Consider the following 14,640-nt stretch of genomic DNA (forward strand, 5'->3'; position numbering starts at 1 on the left):
CCCCGCCTCCCCCTTCGCAGGGGGAGGCGCACTGCATCAACTTTGCTGAACGTGCAGACCGTGCTGCACCAGAACGTCTCCCAGCGTATTCGAGGCTTCTATTGAGGTATTGTGGTAAACGTCAAACGTCAGGCCATCCACCGTGCGTTGCCCGGTTTCGTTCCACGCACCGTCGGTGCCGATGTGCAGATTCACCAGACTGCCCTCGCCGCCTTTGATGAGCACTTCATCGGTCGGGTTATCCTTCACGCTCAGCGCCTCATGCAGGTTCAGCGAGATACTGTTGGTGCCGGAATTGCCCAAATCGAAGATGTCGATATGCTCAACTTTCAGCCCGAGCAGGGTCAGATCCAGATGCTGATTGGTGCCCGCCAGCAGCAAGGTATCGACACCGGTTCCGCCGTCGATCAGACCGAAGTCCAGCGTGTGAACTGCAATCACGTCATCGCCGGTGCCACCCAGTGCGACACCGTCCGTTGCCGTCAGATCGATAGTGACTCCGCCAATCGAGAAGGCAGTATCAGCATGCGCGGTGGTTTCTGATGTCGTGCTGGCATTAGACTCCGTAGTCGCCAGCGACGAGACCAGTGTGCTGGTGGCGTGCGTGGTGTCTGTGGGTTCCGATGTGGAAGTGGTCGTAGAATCGGCTACCACACTGGCGGCCAGCGTATGCGTGTCGGTATCTTCGGCAGACAGAGAGGTCGCCATCAGCGTGGCGGTTTCTGGCGGTAATGATGAACCGACGGTCAGCCCGACATGGGCATCAAATCCGTTACCGGCGGCATCAACGGCTTTCAGTTCAACCACCGATCCCAGTAATGCCGACAGCAGGCCCACCAGTCCGTAGCTGCTCAGCAGCGCACTGCTGAATTTCACCGTCCACGAACCGTCTGCCTGCACGGTACCCGCCAGCGTATTCCCCAGCAGGGTTACGCTGACCAGACCGCCCTGCGCGATATTGCGGCTGGTGCCGCTCAGCGTCAGCCCCTGACCCCCGAGGATATTGCTCACCAGGCCGAGCGTCAGCCCGAGAACCGGATTCAGCGCCACCAGCGGCAGATCATGCGTCAGGACGTTCAGCAGGTTGGAAGACGTCGCGGTGTTACCCACACTGTCTCTCACCACCACGGAGACCTGTGTGGAACCGTCCGCCAGTCCTTGCAATTCAGCAGAGGTGAACGGCACGCTCCAGACGCCATTAGTGACAGTACCGGTGTGTGTAACGGTGCCCACCGTGACAGATACCGTGCCGTTGAGCAGATTAGATGTACCGGTAATATTGGTATTCGCACCGGCTTCTGCGGCATTGAGATACTGGTCTCCGCCAAACAGGGTATTAACCAGCAGCGTCGGCAAGGTATGGATCCCCACCGTTGCTGTAGCACTGCCGCTGACGGCGTTACCGGCGGCGTTGGTCACCGAGGCACCGACGTTCAGCGTACCGTCAAGCAAGCCCGCCAGAGTGAGCTGCGGAATCGCCACACTGAAGGTGCCGTCGGCTTTCACCAGCGCCGTCAGGGTATTTCCGCCCACGTTCAGGGTCACCGTTGAGCCCTGCGCGTTAGTCGTGGTACCGCTGATGGTTTGGGTCAGCAACGCATCTGCCGCGTTCAGCAGACCATCGCCAAACAGCGGATTCAGCGTGATGGTTGGCAGTGACTGCGATACCACACTCAGCAAGCCGGTGACCGACGCCGCGTTACCGGATCCGTCCGTCAGGCTGGCGACCACCGACTGCGTGCCGTTGAGGATGGCGGTCAGATCGGTCACCGGCACGGTGACACTGAAGACACCGCCCGCACCGACCGTCGCCAGATAATTTTTGCCATTCAGGGAAACCTGCACCTGCGTGCCCTGCGCCACGTTGGTCGCGACACCGCTGATGGTTTGTCCGGTCAGCAGGTCAACCACATTCAGCACGCCATCGCCAAACAGCGGGTTAAGCACAATCGACGGCAGATTGTTAATACCGACATTCAGGCCCACGGTACTTGAGGTCGTGTTACCCACCGCATCGGTGACTGAGGCGACGAGGGTGAGGTTGCCGTCAAGCAGGCCGGATAATTGCAGCGGCGTCAGCGACGCTGAGAATTTGCCGTCGCTGTCTACGGTAGCGGTCAGGTTAATCAGACCGCCGCCGACATTGATATTGACGATTTGCCCGACCTGGCCGTTGGTGACCGTGCCGCTGATGGTTTGAGTCAGCAGCGCTTCAGCGGCGTTAAGAATACCGTCAGCACCAAAGACCGGATCCAGCACAATTTTCGGCACCGCATTGATAATAGCGTTCAGCGTTCCGCTGGTAGTGGCGGTATTGCCTACACTGTCGGTCACAGAAACCCCGACCGTGAAGGTGCCATCCCCCAGCGCGTTCAGGTCACCCGGTTGCAGGGTGATGCTGAATGCACCGCTGGCATCGGTCGCCCCGAGGAAGGTTTTCCCGCCCAGCGTGACCTGTACCTGCGTACCCGTCGCCACACCGGTGACCGTACCGCCAATCACCTGGGTAGTCAGCGCGTCAGCCGCGTTCAGCAAGCCGTCGCCCAGAACTGAGGTCAGGTTAATGACCGGCCTGACCAGATCCAGCACCGCGTTCACGGCCGCGCTGCCAACGTTACCCGCCGCATCCGTTACCGTCACGCTGACCGCAGCGGTCGTGCCGCTCAGCAAACCAAGAACAGACGGCGGGACGGTAACCAGGAAATGCCCCGTCGCATCGACCACGCCATCAATGGTTTGCGTTCCGACCTGCACTGCGATTGCTGTCCCCGCAGCCACGTTAGAGACCGTGCCGCTGATGGTCTGATTCACCAGCAGATCGGCGATATTCAGCACGCCGTCGCCAAACACGGTGTCGAGCACCACCTGCGGCAGATTGTGGATCGCAATCCCCACCGGAATATTCGTTGTAGATGAGTTGCCTGCCGGGTCAGTCAGGGTGATGCCCAGATTCAGGTTGCCATCCAGCAACGCGCCCAGATCACCCGGCTGGATCTGCAGATCCCAGGTACCCGCCGTCACGGTAGTGTTGTAGGTTTTACCGCCAAGCGTCACGGTCACCAGAGTGCCGTCAACCGCTGTCGCGACGCCGCCAATGGTTTGTGCAAGCAGGGATTCCGCCGCATTCAGCAGACCGTTGCCACCAAACAGAGGATCCAGATCGCCCAGAACCGGAAGCGTTTTAATGACGTCCAGATTCAGCACAGACGCTTTCACGTTCCCTGCCGCATCGGTGAGGTTCAGGTTGAGCACCTGCTGACCTTCACCCAGCGCACCGAGCAAGGCCGCCGGAATGTTCAGTGACCACGCACCGTTAGCCCCGACAATCGCCGAGAGCGGCGTGCCGTTGATAACCGTCGAGACCACTGAACCCACGCCCGCACCAATCGCCGTTCCGCTGAGGGTTTGCGCTACCTGCGATTCCGCCAGATTGAGGAAACCATCTGTCAGCCCCAGCCCGCTGGTGACATTCAGATTAAGCAGTTTGTTAAAGAAGATATCCAGACCGGTGCTGACGCTGGTGGTGTTACCCGCCGCATCGGTCACGGAGGCCGCCAGTGTCAGGGTGCCATCGTTGAGTAAAATCAGTTGTTCAGGTGTCAGGTTGAGCGACCATGCCCCGCCCGGCTGGATAACCGCCGTACCGATTGATGCACCGCCCAGCGTGACGTTGACGGTCTGACCGTCCGCGCCGCTGGAGGTCCCGCCCACCAGTACGTTGAGCAGTGATTCCGCCAGATTGATGACGTTATTACCGGCCACCGCATCCAGCGCCAGCAACGGCGCAGACGTATCGACGTTCACCGTATGCGGAACCGCCGTCCCCACGTTGCCTGCCGCATCCGTCAGGGTGGCGGAGATCACGTTGGTCGTACCATTACCTTGCGGTAATGCCTGCAAATCGGCGGCGGGCACGCTGACAGACCAGGTACCGCCTGCCTGCACGGTGCCGCTGTAAGTTTTGCCATTCAGCGTGACCGTAACCACCCGGCCCACCTCGCTGGTATCCGCCGTCCCTGAAATCAGTTGCGCGGATTTGGACTCGGTATTATTCAGAATATCGTCGCCGGTAAAGGCGCTGATAGTCAGGGTCGGTGCGGTGGTATCCACCAGCACGCTTTGTGTGGCATTGGTCAACGGAATAAGCGTTGATGCGGTCACCGTGGTGGTGGTGCCATTCACAAATTCAGTGGCAGAAACAGCCACAGACCAGGTTCCCGCAGTGACTGTCGCCAGGTGCGGAACGCCTCCCACGGTGATGTTGACCAATGTGCCATCCGGCACATTCACTGTTTTACCGGAAAGGGTAATGTTCGCCGGATTGCCATCCGCCACGTTAATGATGTTGTCACCGGTGACCGGATCAATGGTGATGGCGAATGTTGGCGGCGTCAGGTTGACCGTGATGGCCTGTGGCGCCAGCAGGTTTGCCGTGTTACCCGCCAGATCATTAACAGAAGCGGTGATGGTGTCCGCGCTGTTCAGCGTAGCCAGCTCAGCCGGTGTCAGCGTCACACTCCATGAGCCATCACCCAGCACCGTTGCCTGATGGCTGATGCTGCCGACAGTGACCGTCACCTGCTGTCCCGCCTGTACATTCACCGTTGTACCGGTGATGGTTTGCGTGCTCTGGCTCTCGGCGTAGGTCAGATCAAAACCGGCACCGGCAAAGGACGTTACTGCTACGGCTGGCAGTTGGGTCACAGCAATGCCAACGTCAGCCGAGGCCGAACCGGTGTTGCCGCCGCCGTCCGTGACCGTCACGGAGATTTGCTGTGTGCCCTGCGGCAGATCGGCGATTTCGCCCGCCGTCACAGGCACCGTCCAGTTACCGTCCGCATCCACCGTGACACCCGGAAGAGGTATTCCGGCAATAGTGACCACCACGGTTTGCCCCGCCCCTGTAATCCCCGTCGTCCCGCTCAGGGTTAGCGGTGTGGCGGCTTCCGCAGCGCTCAGATAGCCATCGCCAAACGGCGTGTTGATGGTGACATCCGGCGCGGTGAGATAGCTGGTGAATGGCAACGTCGCAGGCGTACTGTTGCCTGCGGCATCGGTCACGGTGACGTTAATGTCATGCAAACCACTGCCCAGAGAGTTCAGCACGCCTGCAGGGAGACTTACCGACCAGTCGCCGGTCAGCGGATCGACGGTGGCGTTATAGGTGGTGCCGTTCACATCAATGGTCAGTTTAACGTTCTGGTTGTTGCCGGTAATCCCGGTGTTACCCGTGATGACGTTCACACCTGCCGCTTCGGTAATATTCAGGCTACCGTCGCCAAATGGCGTGTCGATAACCGGCACCGGCCCGGACAGATGTGAAGTGAAGCTGATGGTCGTATCGTTATGGTTACTAACAGAATCGGTCGCCGTGACGGTAATGTCGTGGGACGCAGTCAATGGCCCCAGCGTTGCCAGCTGCGCTGGCGTCAAGTTCAGGGTCCAGTTTCCGGTATCCGGATCGACGGCTGCCGCAAACGGACTGCCGGTCATGCCCGCGATCGCCACGCTGACGGTTTGTCCTGCGCCAGTTACGCCGGTGGAACCGGTGAGCGTCTGGCCGCCAACAGCTGCGGATTCCGCAATGTTCAGCGTGCCGTCACCGAATGGCAAATCAATCGTCGGTTGCGGAATGTTATGGATCCGCACATCAACCGATGCCGTCAGCGGCGAGGTGTTGCCCGCACTGTCGGTCACGGTCACGACGACTGGCCATGTGCCATCCTGCAAGCCCAGCAACTGCGCTGGCGTCAGGGTAACCGTCCAGGTTCCGGCAGCAGAATCCACCACCACCGGCACGGCGTTACCATTAATGACCACAGTCACGGTCTGACCCGGCGAGGTGATACCGGTCGTGCCGGTAATGCTGCCGCCCGCGGTCGCTTCATCCAGATTCAGGATGCCATCACCAAACGGCGTATTGATTCCAGCCTGCGGCAGAACCTGCGTTACCGACGTGAAATCAAGGGTACCGGCTGCGCTGCTCGGGTTACCTGCACTGTCGGTTGCCGTCACCGAAATAGTGTGTGTGTCATCCGTCAGCCCCTGCAAGACAGAAGCAGGGACGGTGGCGGTCCAGTTGCCATCCGCGCCGACGGTCGCGGTGACCGCCGTGCCATCTATCGTCACCGTCACGGTCTGACCTGCGCCGGTAATGCCGGTGGTGCCGGTAATCAGCTGCGTTGCGCCCGCTTCAGCGGCATTCAGCACGCCATCGGTAAACGGCGTATTAATGGTTGGCACACCCGGTTGGGTCAGCACCACATTCAGACTGGCACTGGAAGACGCCGGGTTAAGCGCGGTATCCGTCGCGGAGACGCTGACCTGAACCGGCCCGTTGTCCAGCCCGCTGAGCAGACCCGGTGCCACGACGGCTGTCCAGCCTGTTCCGAGGCCGTTCACGGTACCGGTGATCGGATCCGCCAGCCCCGGAATAGTGACCAGCACCGTGGTGCCCGCAACCAGCCCGGTACTGGTACCGCTCAGGGTAAATCCTGCGGCGGCTTCAGCAATATTCAGCACGCCGTCGCCTGCAATAGCACCGACGGTCAGGGTTGGCAGCGAATGGGTTGCCAGCGTGAAACTGCCTGAAGCAGTCACAATGTTACCGGCCGCATCACTGACGCTCACGCCGAGGGTTTTGCTGCCATCGGTGGCGAGTGCCTGCACATCAACGCCCGGTAAGGTCAGCGACCAGACTCCCTGATCGTTGGCCGTGGTCAGGTAATCTTTACCATTGAAGGTCACTTTGACCGTCAGATTAGGATCCGTCGTCCCGCTCACCGGCACACCCAGTGCGGCTTCTGCCAGATTGATGATGCCGTCACCGCCGGTATCCACCACGACAGTCAGCAGCGGAGGAGTTGTATCAACCGTGACATCATGCGTGCTGGTTGCTACGTTTTGCGCCACATCATCCGCTGTTGCTGTGAAGGTATTGTTCCCGGCGGGCATCGCCTGAACCTGCGCAGCCGTCATTGGGAAGCTCCAGCTCCCGTCAGCCTGCACGGTAGCGGTATAGGTCGCCGTGTAGTTTTCGCCGGTAATGACCACGGTCACCGTACCGCCCACGGGCACATGCGTGGAGGTTCCGCTCACGATCATGCCCTGATTGTGTTCAGTGCTATTGATGTAATCATCGCCGGAAATGGCGTTGATGGTCAGGGTTGGCAGGTCGCCCGGCTGGGTGATAACAGTGGCGTTGTGCGATGCGGATGCCGGGTTACCCGCCACATCGCTGGCGGTCGCTGTAACGGTAACCGGTCCGTCAGACAAGGTGCCCAGATCAGCCAGCGGCACGGTTGCCGTCCAGTCGCCATTCGCACCGACGACGGCGTTGTAGGTTTTACCGTTAAAGCTCACCACCACCGTCTGCCCGACTTCAAGATTGGTGGATGTCCCGGTGATCGGAATATCCGCGCCTTTCTCCGCCGCATTAATGTAATCATCGCCGGACACGGCTGTAATCGTCAGCGTCGGCAAATTAGCGACATTCGCATCCACACTGAAGGTCTGCGTGGCTGTCGTGCTGTTGCCTGCCGCATCGGTGATTGTGGCGGTCAGCGTATAAGTGGTATCCGTCAGCGACTGCACGACGGTACTTGGCAGCGTGAAGCTCCAGGTGCCATCGGGCTGCACGGTTGCCGTGTAGCTGACGTTGTTGAAACTCAGCACTACAGACACCGTACGTCCGGTATCGTCCAGACCGGCAGTACCGCTGATCACCACCGGTTGCAGGGACTCAGCCGCGTTGATGATGTTGTCGGTCGCCACGTCATTAATACTGAGAACCGGCACCGTGCGATCAACCGTGATTTGCGAGCTGGTGGTGCCAGTGTTACCGGCGGCGTCCGTGACCGTCACGCTCAGCGGCAGACTGCCATTGTCCAGCGCCCCTAAATCAGCCGCCGGAATCGTGACACTCCAGGTGCCGTTCGGGTTCAGCGTCGCCGGATAGTCTTCACCGCCTAAGGAAACCACGACCGTCTGGCCGTCAGCCGTCGCACCAATGCTGCCGGTGATGGTTTGCGACTGGCCGGACTCGGTCAGGTTGAGATAGGTATCGCCAAACGGTGTATCAATGTCCGGCACAGGGACGTTATTGGTCGCGATCCCGATATTGACCGGTGGCAGCGTGGTGGTATTACCCGCTGCATCCGTCAGTGTGGTGGTCAGCGGATAGCTGCCATCCGCCAGACCGTTGAGGGTATTCGCCGGAATGGTGGTGCTCCAGCTACCGTCTGGCTGCACCTCTGCGGTATAGGTTTGTCCGTTAAAAGTCAGTGTCACTGACTGTCCTGCATCGGCCGGATCACTGATCCCGCTGAGGGTGATCGGTGCCCCAGCTTCGGCAGCGTTAATCACATTGTCCGTCGCCACGTTATCCAGCGTCAGCAGAGGCGGTGTGAAGTCTACATCCACGGAACCCGGTAAGGTTGCGGTGTTACCCGCCGCGTCTGTCACATCAACAGTGATGGTCTTCGTGCCTTCACCGAGGCCCTGCAAATCCGCGGCAGGAATGGTCACGGTCCAGCTACCGTCAGTGGCGACCGTGCCGGTATAAGGGACGCCGTCAAGGGTAACCGTCACCGTCTGACCGTCGCCGGTCAGTCCGGTTTTACCGGTCAGTGTCTGATCGGTGGCGGCTTCCGCGCTGCTCAGCAAACCATCGCCAAACGGGGTGTTGAGCGTTGGCTCCGGCAATGTGGCGTAGATGCCCAAATCCTGGGTGGTGGTCACCGGCCCCTGATCCGTGGTGACAGTCGAGGCAATTACGTGACTGGTGCCATCCGCCAGACTGGCAACGTCAGACGCCGGAACGTTGACTGTCCAGTTACCGTCAGCATCGGTCTGCGTGGTGTAGGTCACCGTACCCAGTTTAACGGTTACCGGCGTTCCTTCCGGCACGTTGGCGGTTTTACCGCTGATATCAAAACCCGCAGCCGCTTCCGTAGCGTCGATTTTGTTATCGCCGGTGATCGGATTGATGGTCACACCGCCCAGCGTGCTGTTAACGGTGAAGTCTTCGCTGTTGTTCGCCGGATTACCGGCTTTATCGGCGACAGAAACCTCAATGGTTGCCGCGCCATTTTGCAGGGTCTGCAAGGTGGCAGCCGGTACGCTGACGCTCCATGCACCGCTGGCCAGCACTGTAGCCTGATAATCAATGCCGCCGATGGTCACGGTGACGATTTGTCCGGCTTCCACATGGGTGGTCGTTCCGCTGACGGTTTGCGGGTTCATACGTTCCGCGCCGTCGAGGGTGCCGTCTCCGGCAAAGAGGTCAATGTCGATTGTCGGCAGCAATGCCGGATCCGCTGTCACAGTGACTGGTGCGGTTGCAGTGCCTGCGTTACCGGCGGCATCGGTCACCGTGGCGGTCAGGGTATAGGTGCCGTTCGCCACGTTTGCCAGCGCATCGGCCGGAATGTTGACTGTCCAGCCGCCGCCTGCTGCCACAGTGCCGGTATAAGTGTGTCCGCCAAGGCTGATGGTGACGGTATCGCCCGCCTCACCCGCTCCTGCCGTGCCGCTGACCGGAATAATCGCCCCGGCTTCTGCGGCATTGATGGTGCCGTCGCCCGCAACCGGCGTGGTGATGGTGACTACTGGCGCGACGGTATCAATAGTTACCGGCGTACTGAGATTGCTGGTATTGCCCGCCGCATCCGTGACAGCCACCAGCACCGCCCCGGGTCCCTGAGGAAGGGTTTGCAAATCTCCGGCAGGGACGGTGGCGCTCCAGTTCCCGCTGGCATCCACCGTGGCGGTGTAATCTGTCCCGCCGACGGTGACGATGACAGTCTGTCCGTCGCCGCTGACCCCGGTGCTGCCGGTCAGCGTCTGGCCTGCTGCCGCTTCACTGGCATTGAGCTGCGTATCGCCAAACGGCGTGTTGAGCGTCGCGTCAGGGAGGGAATGGATGATCACACCGAAGTCACTGCTGCCGGAGACCGGATTGCCTGCCGCATCAGTCGCGCTGACTTTCACGGTGTTAGTGCCGTCACTGAGCAGCGCCAGATCGGCGGCCGGGATCTGCGCACTCCAGGCACCGCCCGTGCCGACGGTTGCCGTATAAATTTTACCGTTCAGCGTGATGGTCACCACGCCATTTACCGGCACGTTGCTGGAGGTGCCGCTGAGGGTAATTCCTGCGGCAGCTTCACCGGCATTGAGCTGGTTATCGCCCGCCACCGGATTCACCGCCAGCCCGCTGAGCAGGTTGTTGACGATCAGGGTTTCGCTGCCTGTCGCCACATTTCCCGCTTTATCCGCCACTGACACGCTAATTTGTGTGGTGCCGTTGGCGATGGTCGCCAGATCCGCCGCCGGAACGCTGACGCTCCAGCTTCCGCTTGGCTGCACCACTGCCGTATAAGAATGGCCATTCAGCAGGATCAGGACTGTCTGACCCGCTTCAACACGGGAGGTTGAACCGCTGAGCTGCTGCGCGGTTTGTTGTTCTGCTCCATCCAGCACATTATTACCCGCAAAGGTATTAACGGTGATGGTCGGGCCGTTCGCCGCATCGGCTGCAAGCTGCACGCCGGAGTTAACCGTTGTGCTGTTGCCCGCCGCATCGGACAACTGGACGCTCACCGGATAGCTGCCGTCTGCCACACCATTGAATGCGGTGGCTGGCACGGCAACATTCCACTGGCCGTTTGGCTGCACAATGCCGGTATAGGTTTCACCGTTGAGGGTGACGGTGACGGTGCGTCCGGCTTCCGAAATCGAGGCAGTTCCGGTGATCGTCACCCCCTCAGCCGCTTCAGAGGCGTTGATGTATCCGTCGCCGGAAACCGGGTTAACAGTCAGAAGCGGCGCGGTGAAATCAGCCGTAGCGTTACTGCTTAACGTGGCGGTATTGCCAGCGCCGTCAGTGGCAGTGACGGCAATCGCCACATTGCCCTGTGGTAACGCCTGCAAATCTGCTGCCGGAACCTGAACTGACCAGTTGCCGTCTGCGGCCACAGTCGCGTTATAGGTTTTCCCGCCTAATGTGACGGTGACGGTTTGACCATCACCCGATTTTCCAGTGGTACCGCTGAGAGTCTGCCCGGCGGCGGCTTCAGTCGCATTGAGCAGACTATCGCCAAACGGGGTATTGAGAGTGGGAAGAGGATTGGTGTTATCGATACCGATATTGATACTGTTCGATAAAATTATTCCACCAGGCCCTTCGACAGTGGCAGAAATGCTGTTGAGATCTGGATTGCTTCCTTGAATGTCCTCGATCTCGCCCGTGCTTAACAGCATGAACCATCTGCCGTTCGCCCCTACCGTGGCTGTTTTAAACAGCGAGCCGAATTGCACGGTGACTATGGCGTTTTCCGCTACCCCCAGGGTGGTACCACTGATTTCAATGCCGTTTGCGGTTTCCACTGCGTTGATGACGTTATCACCCGTTACCGGGTCAATCGCAATACCGTTCTGAGAGGTATCAACCTCGAAAGTATCAGTGCCGGTCGCCGGATTACCGGCTTTATCAGACACGCTGACATTGATGGTTTTTGTGCCGTCGGTCAGCGTGACCATATCGGCTGCCGGAATGATCACACTCCAGCTGCCGCTGGCCTGCACCGTGGCTTCATAGGTATTGCCGTTGAACGTAATGGTGACGATCTGACCCGCTTCGACGCGGGTAGTGGTCCCGCTCAGCACCTGTGCCGTCTGCACTTCCGCGCCGTCAACGGCGTCATCGCCGCCAAATGCATTCACTGAAATGCCCGGCTGAAGAGTGGAATCGGCTGCAACATGCAGCGCACTGGTGCTGGTGGTGGTGTTGCCCGCCGCATCCGTCAGGGTGGCGCTGATCGGGAAATCACCGTTCAGACCAGTCAGCGTGCCAGCCGGGATTTGTGTACTCCATGCGCCGTCATCACCGACAACGGCGGTAAATGTCTGGCCGTCAATGGTGATGGTAACCGTTCTGCCTGCATCTGCTGCCGGGGCGGTACCTGACAGGGTCAGTGCGCCTGCAGCTTCGGCCAGACTGATTTGGCCGTCGCCCGCCAGCGGATTGATAGCAAGGGTTGGGGCGACAGTATCGATGCTGACTGGCGTGGTAATGGTGTTGTGGTTGCCCGCCGGGTCCGTCACGGTGACCACGATATTATTGCTGCCCTGCGGCAGGTTACCGAGTACTGAAGGCGGAACCGTCACGGTGAAGATACCGTCTGGCGTAACCGTGCCGGTAATTTGCTGACCACCAAGGGTGACAGTCACGGTCTGACCATCGCCGGTGAGACCCGTGTTCCCCGTCAATGTCTGGCTGGTGATGGATTCACTGCCATTGAGCGTATTGTCACCGCCGAAAGCCGGATCAAGCGTCGGCGGAACGCCATGGATGGCAACATTCAGATCTGTCGTCTGACTGATGGTATTGCCCTGACTATCGACCAGGCTGACGGTTACGGTCGTCGGGCCATCAGTCAGCGCCTGCAACTGGGCAGGAGAAAGACTCAGGTTCCAGCCCCCCTCCGCTGTTGTTGTGGTCTGATATGCCACGCCGCCGATTGTCACCGTGATCTGCGTGCCCGCAGGGACATTGGACGTCGTACCGGTGATCACCAGCGCGCTTTGCGCTTCACTGGCATTGAGCTGACCATCACCTGAGATCGGGTTGACCATCAAAATACCGGCTCTGTCGCTGATAACGAAACTTTCCGGCGTAGTGGTCGAGTTTCCTGCGGCATCAGTCAGTGACGCGGTCAGCGTATAATTGCCTTCAGCCAGCGCGGAAACCGTGCTGGCGGGTATTGTCACCGACCAGGTGCCATCTGCACTGACCGTCGTGTTGTATTGCGTGCCATTGAGGGTAACGACCAGTGTGCGCCCGGCTTCAGAGACAGAAGCTGTGCCGGTCACCGTCAGCGGTTGCTGATGCTCAACGGCGTCAAGAATGTTGTCACTGGCGACAGGATCGAGCGAGACCACTGGCGGGGTTTTATCGACGACAACGGTGATCCCCTGAGTGACCGATTTGCCATCAGTACCGGTGACAGTGACGGACACCACGTAAGTACCATCTGCCAGATTTTGTAAATCTACCGGCGGCAGATTGATGTTCCATTTGCCGTCAGCGCCTACGGTACTGGTGTAGGTTTTACCGTTGATGGTCAGGGTAATGGTCTCGCCTGCGGCCACGTTGCTTGCGGTGCCTGAAAAGATTTGTGCTAAACGCGATTCCGCGGCGTTAAGGGTGTTGTCACCGGCAAATGCGCCCAGCGATAACGTTGCGGTCTGGCCGGTGTTTCCGCCACCGGTGTTTCCGCCACCGGTATTCCCACCGTCAGTGTTTCCGCCGCCATCGCTGCCACCGTTATTACTGCTGCTGCCACCGCCACCACCACCGCCGCCACCTGCGGCAATGGCAATACCGGCACCCAGCGCAAGCACGCCCAGCACGGCACCTAAAACAGCGGGATCAAAATTAGAGGAGTCGAGTACCAGCGCCCCGGCATCAGGAATGGTTGCATACGCAGGAACGATCGGGGTTGCCCCCGCTGTTGCGCCGGTATCGACAAACGCGGCATGTTCGATCGGGTGTACACCGTCGTCAAAAATCAGTTCGCTGTGGTGCCCTTTGCCATCGGTATCAAAGAAGCTGTGGTAGCGGACTGTGCGGCCATCTTTCATGTGGATGACCAGATCGTTGCCGACACGCTCATAGCTGGTGACGGCGTCGCGCGTCGCGTGGACGCGTACTATGCTGATTTGATTAAGAGTTACGTCCTGACTGGCGTTTGAAACCTGGGAGATTACTGCACCATTAGTACGAGAAAGAATATCAATAACAACGCTACCGTTCTGAGCCATGTTGTACCCCTGTTACGCCAGTTGTTGTCCATACACGCTAAACACCGCTCTTCCTTTTCAGGTAAAAGCGGTTGAGCGGGTAATGAAGACCATTAAGAAAAATGGATAAACTTCCAACTGGTGTGAGGTATTGCCACAGGCTACAAAACAAACAAAAAGAGCTGTTATTAAATTTATATATTTTTTAAGGGCTTTGGTTAACCATCATTTCGGTATTTCTTCCCGAAACTCCATAAGTTATATGCATGATTTGAGTTAATCGCCATAAAAAAACATAATCATTAAGATTGAAATAATTCATTAAAAAAAGTCAAATCATCAGTTTGACAGATGTTAATTTTTGGTTTAACGCTATGCAGATAATTTTATTTTTATAAAAAACAACAAATTAATAAATTATCCACATAATATACATGGTGTTATTGTTAACAAAATTAAGCAACAGACAGTCAGATAATCGATCAAATTAACTTATCAATTGTGTGATCGCCTTGTAGATTTTATGGCAAAAGGGTATTTGGCAAACACATAATTAGGACTATGCGCAATCACAGCACTTATGCTTTCTGATAAAGTGTCCGCCCAGTGCGTCTGTGGGCGGATAAAGGCTTAATTTTTTAAACGCAAAGGGATTTTCACAACATGTCTCACGGCCCGATAACTGCACCGCCCTCGCAGGAAATGTTCGCTGAACATATTTCGCAACCTGGCTTTAGCGGGTCCTGCGCTGACCGGTTTATCGCGCAGGTCAGCAGTTTATCTGTTGCATCAGGTTGCATTGCGGCAACGATGTTGTGTGCCACTGTTTGTGCAAAAACC

1 protein-coding gene is annotated in these 14,640 nt (G+C 58.3%); it reads right to left on the reverse strand.

The genetic code is table 11. The features are described from left to right. Nucleotides 1-36: 36 nt before the first annotated feature. Nucleotides 37-13,821, reverse strand: a complete 13,785-nt coding sequence (locus EX31_RS19270) for an Ig-like domain-containing protein (RefSeq protein ID WP_037036174.1) — start codon at nt 13,819-13,821, stop codon at nt 37-39. Nucleotides 13,822-14,640: the final 819 nt, after the last annotated feature.

Origin of the sequence: Rahnella sp. WP5 (assembly GCF_000745615.1) — a bacterium.
Taxonomy (GTDB): Bacteria; Pseudomonadota; Gammaproteobacteria; order Enterobacterales; family Enterobacteriaceae; genus Rahnella; species Rahnella aceris.